Raw genomic sequence first — 21,337 nt, 5'->3', positions numbered from 1 at the left:
GTTGCACTTCGAGCGCCGGCGTCCGAACCAGCTCCCCAAGGAATGGAGAGAGAGGAACTCCCTCGTGCGACGCGTCGGGCAGCTACTCGACCCTCGGGTGAAGAATAAGACCGAAGCATTCATCAACACCCGCACGAACGCGGCCGGGCACCGCCCCCACCCGTTCCGGGTGAGGCTGCCCGGGCGCGTCCGCGCGTTCAGCGACCGCCTACTTCGTCCCGGGGGTGAACGAGACGCCGCGAACGACGGTGCCGTTGGCGGGGGCGATCACGGTGTGGAACTTCTCGTCGGCGGCCGGGGTGGTCGCCCGGACGCGGTCGGTGATTGTGACGAGCGCGTTCGGGTCGCCGCCCTGGTCGCCGCTGCCCGAGACGGTGGAGGTCGCGGCCCAGATGGTGACGGTGCCGTCGTCGTCGACCCGGCCGTTGATGTTGCGCAGGCCGTCGACGGCCGGCGCCCACGGCAGCCCGGTGTACGAGTTGGTTCCGGTCGGGTAGCCGGCCACGGTGTAGGACGTGCCGAGGTTCAGGCCGTTCTGCAGCGTGTAGTCGAGCTTCCAGGACTGGGTGGCGGTGTCGAACGAGTACTTCTGCAGGCCGGCCGTGGTCGAGCTCGCGGCTGCGGTCCAGGTGCCGGTTGCAGCGTTGTAGCTGTCGCTGCCGTCACCCTCCTGCGCGACGTACAGGGTGTCCTTGTTCGCGAACCACAGACCGAACGGGAAGAAGGTGGTGTCGGTCTTCGCGCTCGTCGTGGGGAACCCGGCGAGGATGCACATGTTGTTCGGCAGCAGGCCGGTCTGCGCGTCGGCGGTCAGGCCGGCGCTGGGCAGCTGCGCGCCGGCGGCGGGCACACCCACGCCGGACGGGCAGGCGGTTCCGGTGGTGTCCAGGAAGTACACGGTGTTCACGCCGTTCGAGCCCGAGCCCTTGGTGAAGTAGAGCACGTTGTTCGAGACCGTCAGGCCACGGAAGTTGTCGTCCTTGCCGACCTTGTCGGCCGGGCGGCCGAGCTGGGTGATGCTGAAAGAGCCGACCGGAGTGGGCTGAGCGGGAGTCTGCGCCGCCTCGGGAAGCTTCGACGGGGTGAGGATCTGCGCGCCGGCGCCCAGGACGACACCCTTCGGCTGCGGGTTCGCGCCATTGCCGGCGTTGCCGGCGGTGTAGATGCTCTTCGCGCCCTTCGAGTCGTTCAGGATGGCCGCGCGACCGTTGTTGCCGCTGTACGCGTTGGTCTCGGTATACGTGAACTTGCCGTCGACGCCGAGCGAGATCACCACCCGGTAGGTGGCGTTCGGGTTCGGGTTGGTCGGGTCGATCACACCGGGGGTGTTCGAGTTGGACACGTCGAGCTGGCCCGGTGTCGAGGCGTAGCCCATGAAGGTCACCGTGTCGCCACGGGTCGACTGGTTGAGCGCGAGCTCCGACTTCGAGGAGAAGCTCGTGACCGCCTCGCTGGAGGGCACCTCGAACGACTGCAGCACGGAACCCGTCCTCGGGTCGAGCTCGCTCAGGCTGATCGGCGTGGTGACGCCGAACGACCCGTCGATCTTGTCGTTGTTCAGGATGCCCGGGTAGCCGCCTCCCGCGACCGCGGTGACGCCGGTGGGGAGCACCGTCTGGCCGGCGACGACGTTCGGGTTGACCGTCCACCGGCTGGTGCTGACCAGCAGATCGCCCTTGGTGAGGTGCACGCTGTGCTCATCGTTACCGTGCTCACCGTGACCGTCGGTCGGCTGCGCCAACGCGGGAGCAGCGACCGCGAGCGCGGCGACGCCGGCCAGGCCGACAGCGACGAGGCCGCGACGCAGCCCACGAGATTTCGACGACATCATTTCTCCTTCGATAAGACCTGATCGACGCCGGAGAGCTCACAGGGAACCGCGCCCCGGACGAACACACACTCGGGGCGCGCACTGAACGCAGCACCCTCCGAAAGTGGCACGCGGGTGAACAATTCCGATGAACTGGCTATGAAACGCGCGAGGCCCCCGCCGGCAGGCCCGAGCGGCGCCGCCGACGCAGGAGGATCGCGGCCGATCGAACCCCGGATGTCGTCGAACGGTGGTCCATTGGTAACCATTCGCGCGTACCGTTCCCGGGACACGCCCACATGGAGGTGAGTATGTCGTACAACGACGAGTTCGAGATCATCCAAGCAGGCGACGGACGCTGGGACGTACAACGGCGAGAAAGCCTGCTGGTGGCCGGCCAGGTGTGGCGCACGGCCTCCGGCTACCTGCTATGGGACTGGGCGGACCGCCAGCTCGGCACCTTCCGGAGCCTCGCCGAGGCTCTCAGTGCGCTCGGGGACATCGAGTTCCGCAACCGATACGCCTGAGCTCGCTGGTTCTCCGGCCCCGGGCGCGGAAGTTCACCCGTCGAGGTCGTTCCGACCGAGCCAGGACAAAGACTGAGCGATGCCCTCGAAGACGTCGCCGCGGTAGGTGTCGAATTCGACGACACGGAGAGCCCGCGGCGCCGCGGCGAGGATCGCCTTCACGTCGAGGTCGCCCTGTCCTGCCGGGGTCTGGTGCTGGAAGACGAACTCGAGCGTTTCGGCGGCATGCCGGGGGTCCTCGGAGGACAGGCCGGCGAGGATGTCAGGGGCGACTCTGCCGTCCTTGACATGGATCGCGACCACCCGGTCTTCGTGAGCTCTGAGCAACGCCGGGGCGTCGGCGCCCCCGACGGTGACCCAGAACGTGTCGACCTCGAGGACGACCTCCGGCGCGAGGCCGTCGACGAAGAGCTCGAAGACCGGTCGCCCGTCCACCGTGTTCGCGAACTCCCACTGGTGGTTGTGGTACCCGAACGTGAGTTCGTGGGCGTGCGCGAGCACGGCCAACTCGTTGACGCGGTCCGCGAGTCTCTTGGCGTCGTCAGCGGTGCGCCAGCGATGTTCGGGCACGAACGGGTCGATCACGATCTGCATCCCGAGCCGCTTGGCGGCGTCGAAGGCGGCGCTCGGATCCGCGGAGTCGATGACGGGGGCGTGGCCCGAAGGCGCCCGCACACCGCTCGCGGAAAGGGCGCGCTCGTAGGTTTCGACGTTCTCGACGAATCCGTACGGCTCGATGTTCTCGTAGCCGATCTCGCGGGCGCGGGCGACGGTGCGTTCGAGGTCGACGTCGGCGCTGTGGCGCAGGGAGTACATCTGTACAGACGTGGTGGGCATGGGTCTCCTGACTTCAGAAATAAAGGGGGCGCGCGTGCTTCTCGGCGTGCACTATCCCTTGACGCCGGTCATCGTCACGCCCTGGACGAAGGTGCGCTGGGCGAGGAAGAACACGATCACGATGGGCAGCGTCGCCACGATGGTGAGCGCCATCGTGGCGCCCCAGTCCGTCCCGTGCGTTCCCTTGAACGTGCCGAGACCGAAGGAGAGCGTCCAGGCGGACTGATTCTCCGAGGTGTAGAGCAACGGCCCGAAGTAGTCGTTCCAGGCGCGCACGAAGACGAAGAGCGCGGCGGCGGCGATCCCCGGTCTCGCCATCGGGACGATGACGCGAAGGAGCGCCCGCCAGTCGCCGCAGCCGTCCAGCCGCGCGGCCTCCAGATAGTCGTTCGGGATGGTCAGGAAGAACTGCCGAAGGAGGAAGATCGAGAACGCGTCACCGAGCAGGTTCGGGAGCACGAGGGGGAGCAGCGAGCCGGTGAAGCCCATCTTCGCCCACATCAGATACACCGGGACGACCGTGATCTGCGGAGGCAGGACCATCGCGACGATGAAGAGCATGAAGACGAGCCCGCTGCCGCGGAACCGGACCTTCGCCAGCACGTACGCGGCGGGCACCGACGAGAGCAGCATGAACACGGTCGCGCCGGCCGCGTAGATGAACGAGTTGCCGGCCCAGAGCCAGACCGGGGACGTGGTGAACACCTGGATGTAGTTGTTCCACGTCCACGGGTTGGGCCAGAAGCTCGCGGTCAGCGTCTGGCTCGGACTCATCACCGAGGTGAGGAAGACGAACCCGATGGGGAAGAGAACGATCACGCACAGGGCGATCAGCAGCGAATGGGTGGCGATCCAGTGCAGGACCCGCGTCCGGGTGGCGCTCATCTGGACTCCTTTGTCGGGTTGATGAAGGAACGGATCTGGCGCGCGACCAGCAGGAGAAGCAGCGACGTCACGACGAGCATCGCCACGGCCAGCGCCGACGCGTAGCCGAGCTGGAACTCTCCGAACCCTCGGGTGTAGAGCCACTGCGAGAACGTCAGCAGCGAGTCGTTCGGGTAGCCGAGCACCTGGGACAACGTGATGCCCACTCCTGAGCGGCCACTGGCGACGGACGAGGCGATGGCCGCCTCCGTGAAGTACTGCAGCGCGGCGATGCCGCCGGTGACCGCGGCGAACAGGATCACCGGCGAGAGCGAAGGCATCGTGATGTACCAGAAGCGCTGGACGGCGTTGGCCCCGTCGAGGGACGCGGCCTCGTGCTGGTCCACCGGCGAATCCAGCAGCGCCGCCAGGAAGATGATCATCATGTCGCCGGCCATCCACAGCCCCATGAGGACGAGGGAGGGCTTCGACCAGGACGGGTCGTTGAACCACAGCGGGCCCTGGATCCCGACCGAGCGCAGCAGTGCGTTGACGGGGCCGGTCCCCGGGTTGAAGAGGAAGACGAACGCGATGACGGCGGCGACCGGAGGAAGCAGGGCCGGCATGTAGAGGATCGTGCGGAACAGGCCGACCGCCCGGCGCGCCTTGCTCACCAGCAGTGCCGTCAGCAGGGCCCCGATCATGCGGCACGGCACCAGGATGACGACGAACCACAGCGTGTTCATCGTCGCGGTGATCAGCCGCGGGTCCTGCGTGAACATGAAGACGTAGTTGCGGAATCCGATGAAGGACGGGGCTCCGAGCTGGTTGAAGTTCGTGAACGAGAGCACCACGTCGGCGATCAGCGGGTAGGCGAAGAACACGACCAGTCCGAGTACCGCGGGGGCGAGCATCACGACCGGAGCGAGCCGTCGCGGGCGACGTGCCCGCCGCCGCGGGGGCACCACGAGCGGAGCGGGCTGCTCGGATCGTGATGCCCGCGGCGGGGCGACTGTGAGATTGACCATCAGTCTTTCCTTGGTGGAGCCGGTGCGTCAGCCGGCGCTCAGCCCGAGGGAGCCGTTGATCGAGGTGTCGGCGTCCTTGAGCACCTTGCTCGGGTCGGCGGCGCCACCCGACTGGTAGGCCTGCCACGCAGTGAGCAGCGTGTCCTGCGGGCCGTGCCCGATCGCCGTGTTCGGCGGAGTCCCGACGTTCCGGTTGCCGGCGATCGTGAGGAACGTGTTGAACTGCGACGGGAGGCTGTAGGTTCCGTGGATCGCAGCGGTGGTCGGCGGGATGTTCGCGACCGAGTTGGCGAGCTTCACCAGCCCGGCATCGTTCGTCGTGAGGTACTTGAGCAGCGCCCAGGCCAGTTCCGTGTGCTGCGAGTTCTTGGCGATGCCCAGGACGTTCGCCACGCTGTAGCCGCCGCCGTAGAGGTCGGAGTGCCCGTCGAGCACCGGGAACGGCGCCGTCTGGTACTGCAGGTTCGGGGTTTGGTCGCGGATGAAGGCGACACGCCACTCCCCGTCCATCATCATGCCGACCTGGCCGGTCTGGAACGCGTTGTTCGCCGAGAACTCGTCCCCGAGGCCGGACGTGAACGCCTTGAGCTTGGCGTAGCCGATCTTGTCGACGAAGGCCTTCTGCCAGCTCATCAGGTCGGCCCAGTTCTTCGTGTCCAGCTCGCTCTTCGTCGAGGTCCCCCAGGTCGCGCCGGCGATCGGAGCGTAGGCCTCCGGCTTGTTCTGGTAGAAGCCCATCAACGGGTTGAAGCCGAGGGTCTTGATGCTGCCGTCCGGGTTGTAGGTGGTCATCTTGAGCGCGTCGGACTCGAGCTCGCTCAGGGTCTTCGGCGGCGACGTGATGCCGGCCGCGGCGGCCAGGGCGCTGTTGTAGTAGAGGCCGTAGGAGTCGGCCACCGAGGGCAGGCTGCACTGCACGCCCTTGTAGGAGGAGTTCGCCCGCGGCACGGCCGAGAACTGCGAGAGGCTCACCTTGTCGCGCGTGAGGTACGGTCCGAGGTCCTTGAAGCCTCCGCTCGGGCAGAGCGTGCCGAGCTGAAGCGGCGTGGCGAGCCACGCGACGTCGACGGTGTTCGAGCCCGAGGCGATGACCTGGGTCAGCTTCCCGTCGTCCTGGGCCGGGTGGACCACGACCTTGACGCCGGGGTTCGCCTTCTCGAAGTCGTCGACGAGGGACTGGACGGCCTTGGCCTCACGGTCGGTCCAGTAGTGCCACAGCGAGACCGTTCCGCTGAGCTTGCTCGGCGCCGCCGGGGCCGCTTGGGTGGCGTTTCCGCTCGCCGAACAGCCGGCGAGGGCGACACCAGCGATGGCGAGGGAGGCGATGACCGCGCTCGCGCGCAGCCTTCGCCTGCCCGAGGACGAGAGGTTGTACTTCATTGTGCTTTCCTTTCGGGTTCTAGCTGCTCGACCGTCCTGGGCGATGCTGCGTTGCATCGGCGCCGAGTCCGACAAGTCCGATCGCGTTCGCGTATGGGCTCTTGCCACAGAACCGGTTCTGTGAATCGGTTCTGTAAAAGATAAGTCGCATTCGCGTATGCGTCAACAGCGAGTGTTCGGAGAATGTGGGGAGAGAGCGGTCCGCCTACGCCGGATGCCGCACGACGCGGCCAGCGAACGATGATGGCCGGAGTGCGCAGGCTGCAGAGCGTTTCTGGACTGCGTCGATCAACGGTATCCGACTGCTCTGGAGAAGCTCTGACAGGAGGCTATGCGCCGACTGGATGCACAGGTGCTACGGAACCCGAGAGAGGTGCGGCCTGCTGGATTCGCGGATGAGGAGCTCGCTCGGCCGGTGCGGGACCGGATGGAGTCCGGTGGAGTAGGCCGCGTTCACGAGCTGGCGGGCGGCGATCTCCCCGGACTCCGCATGGCGGCGGTCGAGGGCCGTCAGTGGAACCGGTGAGTATCGGCAGAGCAGCGAGTCGTCCCAGCTCACGATGGCGACATCGTCGCGGCCGGATGCGGCGAGCTCCGTGGCGGCGCCGAGGGCGAGCAGGTCGCTGGACGCGATTACCGCAGTGACGTCGCCGGCTGCGATTCCCTCTCGCGCGCCGTTCCGGCCGTCGGCGATCGAGTAGCCGCCGCGGATGATCCGGCTCGCCATCCCGTTCTCGGCGGAGATGCTTGTCAGGTGCGCGGATCGCTCCTCCTCGTGGGCCAGCTCTGCCGGCCCTCCGAGGAACAGGAGCGAACGATGCCCGAGGGCGGCCAGGTGGGTGGCGATCGTGCGCGTCTCTTCGATGACGAGCTCCGCCGAGGAGGCGTCGTCGGCATCGCCGAAGAAGGCGTAGGGAAGCTGTCGCTCGTCCAGCAGGCGTGGTCGGGCGTCATCGACCAGGCGGTCGAAGAGGATCACCCCGTCCACGCGGCCCTCCGTGATCCATGACTCGTAGATGCTCCGCTCGTCGTCGGGGGAGTCGATCGTCCGCAGCAGGAGGTTCTTGCCCTGCGGACTCAGGACCCGCTCGATGCCGGCGATGGCGCTCATGTAGAAGGACTCGGTGCCCAGCAGGGAGTCGACCTGGACGAGCACGATGCCGATGTTGTCGCTGCGCGAGAGCGAGAGCGCGCGAGCGGCCGCGTTCGGGCGCCAGCCACGCTCGCGTGCGTACTCCTGGACGCGGGCGGTTGTCTCGGCGCTCACGAGGGGGACGCCGCGCAAGGCGTTGGAGACGGCCGACTTCGACAGCCCCAGTTCGGCGGCGAGGTCGGAAATGGTCGGTCTGTTCGACATGGGCCTCCCTTTCTGCTCTCGAGAGTAGAACGAACGCGGCGATCGGCGAGCTTGACTCCGGGATCGGGTCGCATTACATTCTACAGAACCGGTTCACAGAACCGGTTCTGTTCCGCTTGCGAAGCGCCATCGACGCCGGCTGTGCCCTGCCCCCGCCCGCGCCTCGCCCACAGATTCCCGCATTTTCTGATAAACGAAGGAAACGGACCAATGACGGTTTTCGATGTTGTTCTGACGGACGCCTCCCTGGCTGTGAACGGCGGCGCTCGTGCCGTCTCGGAGGCGCTCCCGCCGATGTATCCCGGTGGGATGCGTATCGGCGCCGAGGAGGAGGCCGCGGTGCTCGATGTGCTGCGCTCCAAGCGACTGTTCCGCTACTACGGCCCGGGTGAGGCCCCGTCCAAGGTGGAGGAGCTGGAGGCGGCCGTCGCCGAGAAGTTCGGCGTGGCGCACGTCCTCGCCGTGTCCAGCGGCAGCATCGCGCTGGCGTCGAGCCTGGCCGCGCTGGGCGTCGGGCCGGGCGACGAGGTGATCGTGCCCGCCTACACATGGATCGCCAGCGCCGCTGCGGTCCTGTTCGTGGGCGGTGTTCCCGTGATCGCCGAGGTGGACGAGAGCCTGACTCTGGACGTCGCCGATGTGGCGAACCGGATCACCGACCGGACGAAAGTCATCCTCACCGTCCACATGCGGGGCGGCGCCTCCGACATGGACGGCCTGTTGGAGCTCGCTCGCCGGCACGATCTGCGAATCCTGGAGGACACCGCCCAGGCGTGCGGGGCCAGCTTCCACGGGCGCCGGCTCGGGACCATCGGCGACATCGGTATCTTCAGCCTCCAGTTCAACAAGATCCTCACCAGCGGCGAGGGCGGACTGGTCACGACGAATTCACGCTCCCTCTACGAGCGGGCCCTGATGTTCCACGACGTCGCAGGCAGCCTGCGCGCCTCCCTCAAGGAGACGGGCACCTTCGTCGGTACCACCGGCCGCATGTCCGAGCTCCAGGGCGCGGTCGCGGGCGCCCAGCTCGAGAAGCTCGACGACATCCTCGCGGACGCCCGTCGCAACCACGCCGCCCTCCGAGCTCAGGTCGCTGAGATCGCCACGGCCGCGGGGGTGACCTGGCGTCACCAGTGGGACCCGGCCGGCGACGCCGGTATCGCTCTGATCGGATTCCTGCCCGACTCGGCGCGCACCGGACAGGTGGTGACCGCCCTCCAGTCCGAAGGCGTCCCCGCCACCCGCCTGTTCAACCCGGCCATCACCGACTACCACGTCGCCTACCACTGGGACCCGATGATCCAGGGCCGCAGCTGGTCCTCGCGCACGCCGTGGGACGCGGCTCCCGACATCACGCGGCTCGACCCGTCCAGCTGCCCTCGCACCAACGAGCTCCTGGAGCGCGCGATCCACATCGACGTCAGCCCCGACTACACGCCCGCCCAGATTGCGCAGATCGGTCACGGCGTCAACAAGGTCCTCGCCGCTCTGCTCGGCTGAGAAAGGCACCCGCAGCTGATGGAACCATGGCAGTGGCCGGAGGAGCAGTGGCGCGGTCACGTCGAGCACGTGCGCGCCGGGCGGGAACTCGCCGCGCCCGGCGCGTCCCGGTGGCCGGATCAGGCCGACGTGGCCGTCCTGCTCTCCTTCGACTCCGACCATGAGACGCTGGCGCTCCGCGACGGCGAGACATCGCCTGGGCGGATGGCCCAGGGGGAGTTCGGGGCGCGGGTGGCCGTGCCGCGCGTGCTGGACCTCCTCGATCGGCACGGCGTGCCCGCCACGTTCTTCATGCCGGCCGTGTGTGCATCGCTCCGGCCCGACGAAGCGCCCTCCTACGTCGCTCGCGGGCACGAGGTGGGGCTGCATGGCTGGATCCACGAGCGCAACACACTGCTCTCCGCGGAAGACGAGTCCGAACTCGTCGAACGCAGTGCCCGCGTGTTCGAGGAACAACTCGGATTCCGCCCGACCGGGATCCGGACACCGTCGTGGGACTTCTCGCCGCACACGCTGAGCATCATCCGTGAGCACGGTTTCGAGTACGACTCCTCGCTCATGGCGGACACGGAGCCGTACGAACTGCTCGAGCGGGGCGAACGGACGGGAGTCGTCGAGATACCCGTGGAGTGGATCCGCGACGATGCACCGTATCTGACGATGGATCGGTTCTCCGGTCTCCGGCCTCAGATTTCGCCGCGGGAGGTCCTCCGCATCTGGACCGACGAGTTCGACCGGGCGAGAGAGCAGCGCGGGCTCTTCCAGCTCACCCTGCACCCGCACGTGATCGGCCACCGTTCGCGACTGTGGATCGTGGACGAGCTCCTCGCGCACATTCGACGCTTCGACGACGTCTGGGTGGGTACGCACGGAGCGCTCGCGCGGCACGTCAGGGCCCAGCTGTGAGGGACCCGGCTGTGGCCGCCGGGGAGGGCCGGGCTCGTCACGTCGTGGTCACCGGTGCCGCCAATGGGATCGGCCGCGCGATCGCGGTCGGCTTCGGAAGGCAGTCGGCTCTGCTGACCCTGGTCGATCGGGACGGCGACCAGCTCGGGCGCGTCGCGACCGAGGTCGAGGTCGCGGGCGGTCGGATCGCTGCTGCTCTCTCGGTCGATCTCGCCGTGGCCGCCTCGGCCGGGCACGTGCTCGCGCGGGCGTGGGAGGCAGCCCCGGTGGATGTCCTGGTCTCCGCGGCGGGCATCTATCCTTCGATCGACGTCCTCGAATTGGACGCCGCGGCTTGGGATCGGGTCCAGGCAGTGAACGCGCGCGCACCGATGCTGCTCATCGCGGAGCTGGCCCGGCGTGCGGTTCAGGAGAACCGCGGCGCGAACGTGGTCAACATCTCCTCGGGCGCTGCCATCCGGTCAAGACCGGGCGGAAGCGCCTACTCGACATCGAAAGCCGCACTCGAGGCGGCGACGAGAGCGGCCGCACTGGAGCTGGGACGCCATTCGATCCGGGTCAACGCGGTGGCGCCGGGCTTCATCCCCGTGGCAAGCCGCCTGAACCCGGTGACCGAGGAATATGCGGCAGCGGTCTCCGACAATCCGCTCGGAAGGCCCGGCACGCCCGACGACGTGGTGCGGGCGGTCCTCTGGCTCGCCGGCGATGACGCTGCGTGGGTCACCGGCCAGACGGTCCGGGTCGACGGTGGCACGAGCACGGGCGCATGGAGGCTTCCACGGGCCTGGTCGGACGCCCTGCTCCCACAGGCGGAGGACGCATGACGAAGTACACGATCATCGGCGCAGGCGCGATCGGCGGGACGCTCGGCGCGTACCTCCAGCTCGGCGGCTCGGACGTCCTGCTGATCGACTCGAACCGGGAGCATGTGGAGTCGGTGCAGGCGGACGGACTCGAGATCCGGCGGCCGAACAGCGTCCTCCGCGTCCCCGTGCCGATTACGACGCCCGACCGCGCGCCGGATCGACTCGGTGCCGTACTGCTCGCCGTCAAGGCTCCGGCGACCGACAACGCCTCCCGGTGGATCGCCTCCCGGCTCCGGGATGACGGCTGGGTCGCCTCGCTGCAGAACGGCCTCCTCGAGCCCGTCATAGCGGCGCACGTCGGTCCGACGCGCACAGTCGCCGGCTTCGTCGACCTCTTCGCCGATCTCATCGCACCGGGGATCATCCAGGACGGCGGTCACGGCGCGATCGCGCTCGGCGAGCACTGCGGTCCCGCCAGCGACCGGGTGCGTGCCCTTGCCGCAGACCTGCGCTGCTGGGGACGACCGGTCATCTCGGACAACGTCCCCGGCTTCCTGTGGGCGAAGCTCGGATTCGCCGCGATGCTGGCGGCGACGGCGCTCGTCGACGAGGACATGGGTGACCTCATCGATCGACACCGGCGGGGCATGCATGCTCTGGTTCGCGAGATCCTCGGCGTCGCTGTGGCCGAGGGCGTCGTACTCGAGGATTTCGACGCCTTCGCGCCGCACGCCTATCTGGGGCGCCCGACGGTCGCGGACCGCGCGACCGACAGCCTGGTCGCCTGGCTCGCGACCCAGGCGAAGAAGCGATCGGGATACTGGCGGGATCTCGCTGTGCACCGCCGGGGGACGGAGGTCTCCGCCCAGTTCGGGCCGGTCGTCCAACGGGCCTCGCGACTCGGTCTCGACGTCCCCCTGACACGCTGGCTCATCGCGACGATGGCGGACGCAGAGGCGGGCCGACTCGATGACGGCGAGGACGCCCTCCTCGAACTCGACGAGCTGGGACGGTCGTGACCGATCTGGCCGCTTCGGCGGCTGACGCGCTCGAGTCGCAGCTCGCCGACCTCTGCACCTTCATACGGATCGAGACCCCGAGCGATCATCGGCCGTCCCTGGTCGAAGGGCTCGAGTGGGTGGAGGCGTTCCTCGAGCGTACGATCGGCCCGCCGGACGTGCGGCGCGTGGTCGGCGGTGGAGACCAGGGCGACATCCTCACGTGCGAATACCGGTCCGGAGATCCGGGCGCCGCGACTGTGGCCCTGCTCTGCCACTACGACACGGTCTGGCCGCGCGGGACGCTCGCGGACTGGCCAGTCGCGATCCAGGCAGGGCGGTTGACCGGCCCCGGAGCCTTCGACATGAAGGCAGGGCTGATCCAGGCCGTGTGGGCCGTGGCGCTGGCGCGGCAGGCCGGATCGCCGCTTCCCACGATCAGGATGGTCTTCAATGGCGACGAGGAGATCGGTTCCCCCTCCTCTCGAACGGTCATCGAAGACGCGGTCCACGATTGCGATGCGGTGCTGGTCTTCGAACCGAGCGCGGCGGGCGCGTTGAAGACATCCCGCAAGGGGAACGGGATCTTCACGGTGACGGCGCACGGTCTCGAGGCGCACGCAGGATTGGATCCGCGAAAGGGGGTCAGTGCCGTCGATGAGTTGGCTCGCGCCGTGCTCACACTCCATGCCGCCGCCGACCTCGACTCCGGTACGAGCGTCAATGTGGGCGTCGTCAGCGGGGGCACGCGGAGCAACGTCATCGCCGGAGAAGCTCATGCCGTCGTCGATGTCAGGGTCGCCGACCGCGCGGAGGCGCAGCGGATCGAGGGCGTGCTGGCAGGACTCTCGCCACACCGCCTCGGTGCTCGGTTGGGCGTGACAGGGAGCTGGGTCCGTCCGGTGATGGACCGGAGCGCTGGGAACGCCGCGTTGTTCCAGAGGGCGCGCGATCTCGCTCGACGACGCGGCCTGAGCGTCGACGAGACGTCTGCGGGCGGAGCGAGCGACGGTAACTTCGCCGCCGCACTCGGCCTCCCTGTTCTGGACGGTCTCGGAGCCGTCGGCGATGGAGCGCACGCGCGCGGCGAATGGGTGGAGGTCTCCGAGGTCACCTCCCGAACGGTGCTGGCCGCAGAGGTTATCGCTTCGTTCGGCAGGCGGGTGTGAGCGTACTCCAGCTCCTGGGCGGGGCGGCGGTCCTCCTCACCACGGGTGCATGGCTGCCTCAGCTCGCGCGATGCTGGCGCACCAGATCCGCGGCGGACATCTCGTGGGGCTATCTCGCTGCCCTTTCGACCGGCGTCGCCCTCTGGGTCGGCTATGGCGCTGCCGTCGGCGACGCGATGGTCGTCGCGGCGAACTGTCTCACTCTCGGCGCTCTCGCGACGTTGATGGTGTTCAAGCTGGCGTTCGTTCGTCGCCGGGTGGAAAGCGCGCCGTCCGAGCGCGAGAGTGACCGTACCTGGCGGTGAACTCGCGAACCTTCCTCTCGCTGCGGAGGTTCGCAGAATTCTTGCTTGACGCCGAGGCGACAGGCATCTAAGGTAACAGAACCGGTTCACAAGAACCGGTTCTGTAGCAAGAGAACATCCCCACATCACAAGCGCAGGTGGGCCGATGCATCGTCGCCCCCGTGTCCGAAACGTAATGGAGCGTTCAATGAAATTCAGCACGAAGGCCGTCGCTGGAGGTGTCGCGGTGCTCGTCGCCGCCGGCACCCTCGCCGGCTGCTCGCAGGGCAGCGCCAATAGCGGCCCGACCACCATCACCTACCTCTCCCACCTCGCCGCGACGGCGGGTCCGGGGAAGGATCTCGAGAACAAGCTCGTGGCCGACTTCGAGAAGGCGAACCCCAACGTCAAGGTGAACGTCATCCCCGTCGACAGCGGTTCCGAGTCGCAGAAGTTCCAGACCCTCGCCAGCGCGGGCTCTCCGCCGGACGTGTACCTCGTGTCGAACGACCAGATGCCGCAGTTGTTCTCGAAGCACGTGCTCGCGCCGATCGACTACAAGTCCGTCGGCGCTTCGGACATCGCTGCGCTCAAGAGCAAGTACCTCAACGGCGTGCTGGAGGGCTACTCGGACAGCGGTTCCTACTACGGAATCCCGTCCGAGGTCTCGAACTACGGTGCGTGGCTGAACACGAAGGCGTACCAGGACGCGGGCGTCGCGGCGCCGAAGACCTGGAGCGACGTCTGCGCGGCGGGCCCCAAGCTCCTGAAGAAGGACTCCTCCGGCAAGGTCACCCAGCAGGCGGTCGTCCTCCCGACGAACCTGCCGGCCTCGCAGGTGTTCTTCATCGATGCTCTCGCCCACGAGAACGGCGGTTCTCTGTTCAGCGCCGACGGCAAGAAGTCGAACCTGACGTCCTCGGCCGTCGAGAAGGCGTTCCAGACGGTGCAGGACCTGGTGTACAAGTGCCAGGCCTCCGTGCCCTCCATCAACGGCGCCGCCGTGGGCGCCGACCGGCAGACCTACGGTGCAGGCCTGGGCGGGATGCTGTTCACCGCGGGATCCTGGTACCTCGGCTCGCTCCAGAAGCAGTACCCGAACGTCGCGCCGCCCGTGAGCATCGCTACCGAGTACCCGGCATCGGACGACGGGAAGACCGCCAGCACGGCATACGGCTATGCCTGGGTCGTGCCCAAGGGATCCAAGAACCCCCAGCTCGCCTGGAAGTTCATCCACACGCTGCAGAGCGCCGGACTCGACTACTTCAACCAGATCGGCATCTTCGACGGCACCAAGTCGGTCGCCGACTCCTCGGACGCGGCCAAGGTGCCGTACTGGACCACGACCTGGAAGCCGTCGCTCGAGAAGGCCAGCTACGCCGCAGCCCTTCTCAACGCGTCGCAGATCTACGACATCGTCGGGAACGCGTTCACGTCCGTCATCCTCAAGCAGGCCGACGTGCACTCCACCCTGCAGTCCGCCGACGCGCAGATCAAGCCGCTCCTGAACAAGTGAGAACGTGGGGCGCCCGGTTTCGTGGACCGGGCGCCCCGCACCTCCCGACGTCGTGAGGAATCCGACATGTCTGCAATCCCGCTGATCCGGTCATCGGAGTCACGAGCCAAAGGGCTCCGAGCGGGCTCGAAGCTCCGCGCCGCGACCTTCACCACCGCCCTCGTGCTGCCCACGATCGCGTTCTTCGGCTTCTGGGTGTACCTGCCCGCGCTCTACGGCTTCTACCTCTCCTTCACCGACTCCTCGCTGATCGCGCCCCCGAACTTCGTCGGCGTGGACAACTACACGAAGCTGGTCGGCGACCCCGTCTTCTGGGGCTCTCTCTGGAGGACCTTCCAGTACGCGCTCGAAGTCGTGATCCCCACTCTCGTGTGCGGGATCCTCCTGGCCCGGGTCGTCGTCCGCATCAAGCGAGGCCGGGCGCTGTTCATGACGATCTACTTCCTTCCCTTCGTGGTGCCCGGCGTGGTGTCGGCGCTGGTCTTCTCCCTCCTGTTCAACCAGTACGGGCTGGTCAACTCGATCCTCGGCACCCACATCGCCTGGCTCCAGGACGAGAGCGTCGCAATGGTCGCCTTGAGCGCCACGACGATCTGGGCGATGACGGGCTACTACACGGTGATCTTCATGGCCGGGTACCAGCAGGTGCCGGAAGAACTGCTGGAAGCGGCGAAGCTCGACGGCGCCAACGCCTGGCAGCAGTTCCGCTATGTCGAGGTCCCGGCCCTGACGCCGACCATCCTCTTCGCGTCGATCAGCGTGACGGCCGCGGTCATCACCGACTTCGGCACTCCGTTCATCCTCAACCAGGGCGGACCGAACTACGCGACGACGACCCTACCTCTTTACATCTACAACCAGACCTTCCAGTACTCCAGCGCGGGCTATGGCGAGTCCATCTCGACTGTGCTCCTCGTCATCGCACTGGTGTTGACATTCCTTCAGGTCCTTCTCATCACCCGCCGGAACAGGAGAACACGGTGAAAGCTCGACTCACGGGGTGGACCGCATCCCGGTATGTCTTCGCCGCTGTCGCGGCTCTGATCCTGCTGACCCCGCTCGTCTGGGCTGTGTCCGCCTCCCTCCACAGCAACAGCACGATCTTCTCGCTTCCGTTCGACTGGATCCCCAAGCCCCCGCACCCGGAGAACTACACGGGCGGCCTCAAGACGGTCGACTTCGGCGTCCTCGTCATGAACAGCTTGATCATCGGCATCGCCATCGCTGTCGGCTCCGTCGTCCTCGGCCTGATGTCGGGCTACGCGCTGGCGAAGCGACGGTTCTTCGGCAGGGACATTCTGTTCTGGTCGATCGTCGCGACGCTTCTGATCCCATTCCCGGCCATCATGGTGGGCGTGTTCATCCTCGCCAGGTGGATGGGCATCACCAACTCCTACGCCGGCGTCATCATCCCCGGGATCCTGACCGGGCAAGTGGTCTTCTTCATGCGCCAGTACCTCCAGGGGATCCCCGACGAGCTGATCGAGAGCGCCCGGGTCGACGGCGCAGGGGAGTGGCGCATCCTCTGGAGGATCGTGCTCCCGCTCGCGTGGCCGGTGATGATCTCGATGGGAATCCTCACCTTCGTCGGCAGCTGGAACAACCTGCTCTGGCCGCTCATCGTCATCCAGAGCGATTCGCTGTTCACCATCCCGCTCGGCCTGACCCGGCTGAAGTCCCAATACACGACCGACTACGTCTCCACCCTCGCAGTGTCGGTGATCGCGATCATTCCTGTCGTGATCCTGTACCTCATCGGCCGCAAGAAGCTGCTCGACTCGATCATCGTTTCGGGCGGGGCGGTCAAGGGCTGACGCGCGGACGCACGACCAACCACCGAACAAGCCGAGAAGAAAGAACGGGAACATGACCGACACCACACCGACCGCGCTTCTCGCCGGAGCAGCGCGAGCCGTCATCACGCCTCCTGTCGGAGGTCCGATGTCCGGATTCGCCGGTCGCGGCGAGGCGACGGGCACCCACGACGAGCTCGTCGCCAACACCGTGGTCATCGAAAGCGGAAACCGGATCGCGGTCGTCTGCTGCGACCTGCTCTTCCTCCCGCGGAGCCAGGTCGACCGCATCCGACGAGCCATTGAGGCCGCGACCGGGATCCGCGAGACCGACATCGTCATCTCCACCTCCCACAACCACTACGGGCCGGTCGTCGACGACCGGGGGGAGACGATCGTCTCGTCGAGCGCGCCCCAGACGACCCCCTACCTCGAGAACCTCGCCAACGTCCTCGCGGGGCTGGTTCTGGAGGCCTGTGGCCGGCTCCGCCCCGCTGTGCTCCGATACGGAGTGAGCAGCGCTGTCATCGGGATCAACCGGAGAGAGCGCACACCGGACGGCATCATCCTCGGCAACAATCCCGATGGCCCGATGAACCCGCGCGTCGCTGTGCTGCGCATCGACGATGCCGACGGGGGACCGATCGCGGCCCTCGTGAACCATGCCTGTCACGGCGTCTCGCTGTCCCATGAGTGCACTGAGTACTCGGCCGACTTCCCCGGAGTGCTCCGCGACGTACTGGGCGAAGCCACGGGAGCCGAAGTGCTCTTCGTGCAGGGCGCCGCGGGCGACATCAACCCGAGGTTGATGAGCTGGACCTGGAACAATCCGAAGCGCCTGGGGACCCTCCTGGCAGCGGAGGCGATGGAGGCCTACTTCGACGCGGTCAGGGACGATACGGTGAACGCCGACCTGCGCGTTCACGAGGTCGTCGTCGATCTCCCCGAACTGCTGCCGAGCTCGGAGGCCGCTGCCGAGGACGCCCTGCAGGAGCTCGAGCTCATCGCACAGACCGCCGATGAAGGGGAGGCGTATTGGGTGGATGTCCGGCGGACGCGCATCCAGCACGGTCTGGCCGTGCTCCGGGGTCGCGAGGCGCCGAAGCCGGTGAAGGCCCCGGTCTCCGCAGTCGCGCTCACATCCCGGATCGCCATCGTGACGGCGCCGGGCGAAGTGTTCACGGAGCTCGGCGATCGAGTCCTCGCGGGGTCGCCGTTCCCGTTCACGATCTACAGCGGCTACACCAACGGTTCGATCAACTACATCCCGACGCGCGAAGCGTACGACCAGGGCGGCTACGAGGTCACGCATGCGTGCCAGGTGGCGCCTGAGGCAGGTGACGAGCTCGTCTCGGAGTCGGTCGGTCTGCTCGTGGAGGTCCACGAGCGCTCTGCGGCCGCCGTCGAATCTTCGCTAGCGCAAGGCGAATAGAACGGATACGAACGCAATGCTGTCGCTCGAAGATCTCGAAACAGCGACCCCGCACGTCGCACGCTCGATGGCAGGTGTCGTTCAGCTCGTGCTCCGGTGCCGAGGCGCGGACCTGCCCGGCTCCGAACCCGTCCTGCTGGCACTCGACGGCATGTGCCAGCAGATCCGCAACGGCCGCGACCTCGGCGACTTCGCGACCGCGTCGATGTTCAGTGCGGATCCCGAGGCGACCGCGCAGCACTTCGGCGCGGTCGTCGATCGGCTGATTCGCAGGAGGGAGACGCACGCGGCACCCATCCCGATCGCGGCAGCAGAGCTGCTGTCGCGTGAGGGCGGTGTCGATGTCGACGTCCTGCGTGCGCGCTCGTTCGCCGATGCGCTCGGGGAGAGCGCCCGCAGGGTCGGCTACGAGATGCTGTCACTGCGCGAAGCGGTCGAGACCGCGGCGAGCAGATACCGGCTGGTGCCGATCAGGCGGACCCCGGCGGCTGGGGCGGCCTACCTGACGATCGATCAGGAGTTCTCCGCCCAGGCCCGACGGCTGGACGCTCGAGCCAACCGGCTGCTGTCCCTGGGGGCCGCTCTCGCTTCGCCTGCCGAGGACCATCGCTGGAGCAGCGTCGAAGCGATGCATCACGAGCTGCACCGGGAGTTCTCCCAGGTCGACGCAGTGCTGACCGGTCTGCGCGCCCTCCTTCGTCAATGCGATCGCGACGCGTACTTCAGTGGCGTCGGGCCGCGCTTTCCGTCCCTGACGACACTGCCGGTCGAGACCTGCGAGTGCGGAACGTCCTCGAGCTGCGACGCGGGTGAGCGGGAAGCCCCTGACCTCCCGTTGTCGACGGCACGTGCTGTCGCCCGTGCGCTGCGGCTCCGTGAAGCATCGTGCTCAACGCGACGGGAGCTCAGGGCGGCGCTCCAGCGATAACCGCGACTCCGCCAGGTTAGGCCTGGCTCAGCTTGCTGGCGGCCGTCTCGGGACCGCCCTACCATCGACCTGACGCCGTGGAATCGGCGGGGTGGAAGCTCCGCCGACGGCTGCGAAAATCTTCATCTGCATATAGATGCAGATAAGCGATTTTCGGTGTACCATCACGTTTGTAGGTGCCGATCGTTAGCTGAGGCTCCTTCGCGAACACATGCCAGCGACCCCAAATGTCGAGAGACGCCACGGGTCAGGACAGGTCTCCCCGGCTTAAGGGGTGGCCCCGATTGGCTCCCGGTTCCCGGGTGACGTCGCGGAGTGCCAAAGGTCTTACGTGGAGAGGCCCCGCCGGTTTCGGCGGTCCTGGAGGCACGCGGGATCCGAACCGGGAGGTGAGCGATGAGCGAGTGCGATAGACAGGAGCCGATCGCTCCCTCCACCCTGACCTGAACGCGTCCGTCCGACCCGTTCCTGCCGCTCAACGCGGCCACTCTCTTGCCCGAGCCCCCGACGGCGCGCGCCGATTCTTCGCGCGCCGCCGAAGAGAAAGCGATTCGCCATGCCTTCGACCATGCAGACCCCGCCTCCGCAGAACGCCGTCCTCGACTCGGCGCACGTGGGCGACATCCAGGGTGCCTTCGGCACCATCGCCCTCGGAGACGACGCCGCGCGGACCAAGCTGTCCGCGAAGCTGAAGACGCTTCTCGCGATCGTGGGCCCCGGCCTGATCGTGATGGTCGGCGACAACGACGCCGGCGCGTTCGGCACTTACACGCAGGCCGGCCAGAACTACGGGTACAGCCTGCTGTGGACGCTGCTGCTGCTGGTGCCGGTCCTCTACGTGAACCAGGAGATGGTGCTGCGGCTCGGGGCGGTGACCGGGGTGGGGCACGCCCGGCTGATCCTGGAGCGGTTCGGGAAGTTCTGGGGCGCGTTCAGCGTCATCGACCTGTTCCTGCTGAACGCCCTGACGATCATCACCGAGTTCATCGGGATCAGCCTGGGGCTGAGCTACCTGGGACTGCCGCAGATCCCCGGCGTCATCATCGCCGCGGTGCTGATCATCGCCGCGGCGTCCACGGGATCGTTCCGGCGGTTCGAGCGGCTGTGCATGTTCCTGATCTTCGGGTCGCTGATCCTGGTCCCGCTGGCGTTCCTCGCGCACCCGTCGCTCACCGAGGTCGCACGCGGGTTCTTCGTGCCGGGGCTCCCGGCGGGGGCGGAGCTGTCCACGGTGATGCTGCTGATCATCGGCATCGTGGGCACGACGGTGGCGCCGTGGCAGCTGTTCTTCCAGCAGTCCTACATCATCGACAAGCGCATCACTCCCCGGTTCATGGCCTACGAGAAGGTGGACCTCTGGGTGGGCATCGTCATCGTGGTCATCGGCGGCGCGATCCTCATGGCCGTCCCGGCCGCGGTGTGCGCCGGCCAGCCCGAGTTCGGCAACTTCACCGACGCGGCCGGTGTCGCGGCCGGGATCGGGAAGTACGTCGGCAAGGTCGCGGGCGTCCTGTTCGCGATCGCGCTGATCGACGCCTCCATCATCGGCGCGGCCGCGGTCGGCCTGTCCACGTCGTACGCGCTGGGCGACACCCTCGGGCTCAAGCACTCCCTGCACCGCAAGGTCCGCGACGCGAAGGGGTTCTATGCGGTGTTCGCCGGGCTACTCCTGCTGGCCGCCGTGATCGTGGTGCTCCCGGGCAGCCCGCTCGGGCTGATCACCGTGGGCGTGCAGGTCCTCGCCGGGGTGCTGCTGCCGTCGGCGACGGTGTTCCTGCTGCTGCTGTGCAACGACAAGGAGGTGTTGGGCCCGTGGGTGAACGGGCGCTGGGTGAACGTGTTCACCTCCGCGGTGATCGCGGTGCTCGTGATCCTCTCGCTGGTGCTGACCGCGAGCGTGATCTTCCCTGACATCACCGGCGGCCAGATCGTCATGATCCTCATCGCGGGAGGCGCGCTGTCCGCGGCGGTCGGTGTCGTTTTCGGCGTCTGGCGGCTGCGGCACCGCGTCCCGGCCGCGCCGGCGGTCGCGCGCGCCGACCGGGCGACCTGGCGGATGCCTCCGCTGGCGCTGCTGAGCCCGCCGCGGCTGTCCACCGGGCGCCGGCTCGGGCTGAGCGTCCTGCGCGGGTACCTGCTGATCGCGATGATCCTGGTCATCGTCCGGGTCGTGCAATTGGCCCTCGGCCACTGACCTGCTCA

The 21,337-nt window shown here is 67.5% G+C and carries 19 protein-coding genes and 1 riboswitch; of the genes, 13 read left to right on the top strand and 6 right to left on the bottom strand.

Translation table 11 applies throughout. The annotated features are described in order from the left end of the window. Window positions 1-208 precede the first annotated feature (208 nt). Window positions 209-1,828 carry a hypothetical protein gene (locus tag HNR13_RS21125; RefSeq protein WP_218881289.1) on the bottom strand — a complete coding sequence of 540 codons (1,620 nt, stop codon included), beginning with the start codon at window positions 1,826-1,828 and terminating at the stop codon, window positions 209-211. 293 nt (window positions 1,829-2,121) lie between these two features. On the opposite strand from HNR13_RS21125, the gene HNR13_RS21120 reads away from it, so the two are divergent. Then, on the top strand, window positions 2,122-2,337 hold the full coding sequence (locus tag HNR13_RS21120) for a hypothetical protein (RefSeq protein ID WP_179608910.1): 216 nt from the start codon (window positions 2,122-2,124) through the stop codon (window positions 2,335-2,337). A gap of 33 nt (window positions 2,338-2,370) precedes the next feature. Here HNR13_RS21120 and HNR13_RS21115 read toward each other — a convergent pair whose 3' ends face one another. The 5 genes from HNR13_RS21115 to HNR13_RS21095 form a co-directional block, all read right to left on the bottom strand. Then, a complete protein-coding gene (locus HNR13_RS21115) occupies window positions 2,371-3,174 on the bottom strand; it encodes a sugar phosphate isomerase/epimerase family protein (protein WP_179608909.1) in 804 nt (267 codons plus the stop codon). A gap of 51 nt (window positions 3,175-3,225) precedes the next feature. Next, window positions 3,226-4,059, bottom strand: a complete 834-nt coding sequence (locus HNR13_RS21110) for a carbohydrate ABC transporter permease (protein WP_179608907.1) — start codon at window positions 4,057-4,059, stop codon at window positions 3,226-3,228. Continuing rightward, window positions 4,056-5,066, bottom strand: coding sequence for a carbohydrate ABC transporter permease (locus HNR13_RS21105; RefSeq protein WP_218881288.1), 1,011 nt, complete (start codon window positions 5,064-5,066; stop codon window positions 4,056-4,058). Before HNR13_RS21105 ends, HNR13_RS21110 begins: the two co-directional genes overlap by 4 nt. 27 nt (window positions 5,067-5,093) lie before the next feature. Beyond that, window positions 5,094-6,446, bottom strand: coding sequence for an extracellular solute-binding protein (locus tag HNR13_RS21100; protein WP_179608906.1), 1,353 nt, complete (start codon window positions 6,444-6,446; stop codon window positions 5,094-5,096). A 355-nt stretch (window positions 6,447-6,801) separates the two neighbouring features. Further along, window positions 6,802-7,803: a LacI family DNA-binding transcriptional regulator gene (locus HNR13_RS21095; RefSeq protein ID WP_179608904.1), complete on the bottom strand. Its 1,002-nt coding sequence runs from the start codon at window positions 7,801-7,803 to the stop codon at window positions 6,802-6,804. 210 nt (window positions 7,804-8,013) lie between these two features. Between HNR13_RS21095 and HNR13_RS21090 the strand changes: the two genes are divergently transcribed. The 12 genes from HNR13_RS21090 to HNR13_RS21040 all read left to right on the top strand — a co-directional run bounded on the left by HNR13_RS21090 (window position 8,014) and on the right by HNR13_RS21040 (window position 21,329). Continuing rightward, window positions 8,014-9,303 carry a DegT/DnrJ/EryC1/StrS family aminotransferase gene (locus tag HNR13_RS21090; protein ID WP_179608903.1) on the top strand — a complete coding sequence of 430 codons (1,290 nt, stop codon included), beginning with the start codon at window positions 8,014-8,016 and terminating at the stop codon, window positions 9,301-9,303. Between the two features lie 18 nt (window positions 9,304-9,321). Further along, entirely contained in the window at window positions 9,322-10,209 is an 888-nt protein-coding gene (locus HNR13_RS21085) for a polysaccharide deacetylase family protein (RefSeq protein ID WP_179608901.1), read from the top strand. Between the two features lie 11 nt (window positions 10,210-10,220). Beyond that, window positions 10,221-11,033, top strand: coding sequence for an SDR family oxidoreductase (locus HNR13_RS21080; RefSeq protein WP_179608899.1), 813 nt, complete (start codon window positions 10,221-10,223; stop codon window positions 11,031-11,033). Then, complete coding sequence (locus tag HNR13_RS21370; RefSeq protein ID WP_218881287.1) at window positions 11,030-12,034, top strand: ketopantoate reductase family protein; 1,005 nt, start codon at window positions 11,030-11,032, stop codon at window positions 12,032-12,034. Before HNR13_RS21080 ends, HNR13_RS21370 begins: the two co-directional genes overlap by 4 nt. Then, window positions 12,031-13,182: a M20 family metallopeptidase gene (locus tag HNR13_RS21365; protein ID WP_218881286.1), complete on the top strand. Its 1,152-nt coding sequence runs from the start codon at window positions 12,031-12,033 to the stop codon at window positions 13,180-13,182. Before HNR13_RS21370 ends, HNR13_RS21365 begins: the two co-directional genes overlap by 4 nt. Further along, window positions 13,179-13,487 (top strand): PQ-loop domain-containing transporter, encoded by a 309-nt coding sequence (locus HNR13_RS21070; protein WP_179608898.1) that lies wholly within the window; start codon window positions 13,179-13,181, stop codon window positions 13,485-13,487. Before HNR13_RS21365 ends, HNR13_RS21070 begins: the two co-directional genes overlap by 4 nt. A gap of 187 nt (window positions 13,488-13,674) precedes the next feature. Then, window positions 13,675-14,982 carry an ABC transporter substrate-binding protein gene (locus HNR13_RS21065; protein ID WP_179608897.1) on the top strand — a complete coding sequence of 436 codons (1,308 nt, stop codon included), beginning with the start codon at window positions 13,675-13,677 and terminating at the stop codon, window positions 14,980-14,982. 66 nt (window positions 14,983-15,048) lie between these two features. Beyond that, complete coding sequence (locus HNR13_RS21060) at window positions 15,049-15,966, top strand: carbohydrate ABC transporter permease (RefSeq protein ID WP_179608896.1); 918 nt, start codon at window positions 15,049-15,051, stop codon at window positions 15,964-15,966. Next, on the top strand, window positions 15,963-16,796 hold the full coding sequence (locus HNR13_RS21055) for an ABC transporter permease subunit (RefSeq protein WP_179608895.1): 834 nt from the start codon (window positions 15,963-15,965) through the stop codon (window positions 16,794-16,796). Before HNR13_RS21060 ends, HNR13_RS21055 begins: the two co-directional genes overlap by 4 nt. Window positions 16,797-16,848: 52 nt before the next feature. Beyond that, entirely contained in the window at window positions 16,849-18,207 is a 1,359-nt protein-coding gene (locus tag HNR13_RS21050; protein WP_179608894.1) for a hypothetical protein, read from the top strand. Window positions 18,208-18,223: 16 nt separating this feature from the next. Continuing rightward, on the top strand, window positions 18,224-19,135 hold the full coding sequence (locus HNR13_RS21045) for a hypothetical protein (RefSeq protein ID WP_179608893.1): 912 nt from the start codon (window positions 18,224-18,226) through the stop codon (window positions 19,133-19,135). A 175-nt stretch (window positions 19,136-19,310) separates the two neighbouring features. Further along, window positions 19,311-19,479: riboswitch (M-box (ykoK) riboswitch) on the top strand. Between the two features lie 212 nt (window positions 19,480-19,691). After that, window positions 19,692-21,329 (top strand): Nramp family divalent metal transporter, encoded by a 1,638-nt coding sequence (locus HNR13_RS21040; RefSeq protein ID WP_179608892.1) that lies wholly within the window; start codon window positions 19,692-19,694, stop codon window positions 21,327-21,329. Window positions 21,330-21,337: the final 8 nt, after the last annotated feature.

The organism is Leifsonia shinshuensis (assembly GCF_013410375.1).
Classification (GTDB): Bacteria; Actinomycetota; Actinomycetes; order Actinomycetales; family Microbacteriaceae; genus Leifsonia; species Leifsonia shinshuensis.
This window is presented reverse-complemented; position numbering and strand designations above follow the sequence as displayed.

Excerpts from the sequence above, each read along its gene's own strand:
- HNR13_RS21090 (WP_179608903.1), top strand. The coding sequence starts at position 8,014 with ATGACGGTTTTCGATGTTGTTCTGACGGACGCCTCCCTGGCTGTGAAC.
- HNR13_RS21110 (WP_179608907.1), bottom strand. The coding sequence starts at position 4,059 with ATGAGCGCCACCCGGACGCGGGTCCTGCACTGGATCGCCACCCATTCG.
- HNR13_RS21120 (WP_179608910.1), top strand. The coding sequence starts at position 2,122 with ATGTCGTACAACGACGAGTTCGAGATCATCCAAGCAGGCGACGGACGC.
- HNR13_RS21370 (WP_218881287.1), top strand. The coding sequence starts at position 11,030 with ATGACGAAGTACACGATCATCGGCGCAGGCGCGATCGGCGGGACGCTC.
- HNR13_RS21040 (WP_179608892.1), top strand. The coding sequence starts at position 19,692 with ATGCCTTCGACCATGCAGACCCCGCCTCCGCAGAACGCCGTCCTCGAC.
- HNR13_RS21095 (WP_179608904.1), bottom strand. The coding sequence starts at position 7,803 with ATGTCGAACAGACCGACCATTTCCGACCTCGCCGCCGAACTGGGGCTG.
- HNR13_RS21085 (WP_179608901.1), top strand. The coding sequence starts at position 9,322 with ATGGAACCATGGCAGTGGCCGGAGGAGCAGTGGCGCGGTCACGTCGAG.
- HNR13_RS21060 (WP_179608896.1), top strand. The coding sequence starts at position 15,049 with ATGTCTGCAATCCCGCTGATCCGGTCATCGGAGTCACGAGCCAAAGGG.
- HNR13_RS21115 (WP_179608909.1), bottom strand. The coding sequence starts at position 3,174 with ATGCCCACCACGTCTGTACAGATGTACTCCCTGCGCCACAGCGCCGAC.
- HNR13_RS21105 (WP_218881288.1), bottom strand. The coding sequence starts at position 5,066 with ATGGTCAATCTCACAGTCGCCCCGCCGCGGGCATCACGATCCGAGCAG.
- HNR13_RS21045 (WP_179608893.1), top strand. The coding sequence starts at position 18,224 with ATGCTGTCGCTCGAAGATCTCGAAACAGCGACCCCGCACGTCGCACGC.
- HNR13_RS21050 (WP_179608894.1), top strand. The coding sequence starts at position 16,849 with ATGACCGACACCACACCGACCGCGCTTCTCGCCGGAGCAGCGCGAGCC.
- HNR13_RS21125 (WP_218881289.1), bottom strand. The coding sequence starts at position 1,828 with ATGTCGTCGAAATCTCGTGGGCTGCGTCGCGGCCTCGTCGCTGTCGGC.
- HNR13_RS21065 (WP_179608897.1), top strand. The coding sequence starts at position 13,675 with ATGAAATTCAGCACGAAGGCCGTCGCTGGAGGTGTCGCGGTGCTCGTC.
- HNR13_RS21100 (WP_179608906.1), bottom strand. The coding sequence starts at position 6,446 with ATGAAGTACAACCTCTCGTCCTCGGGCAGGCGAAGGCTGCGCGCGAGC.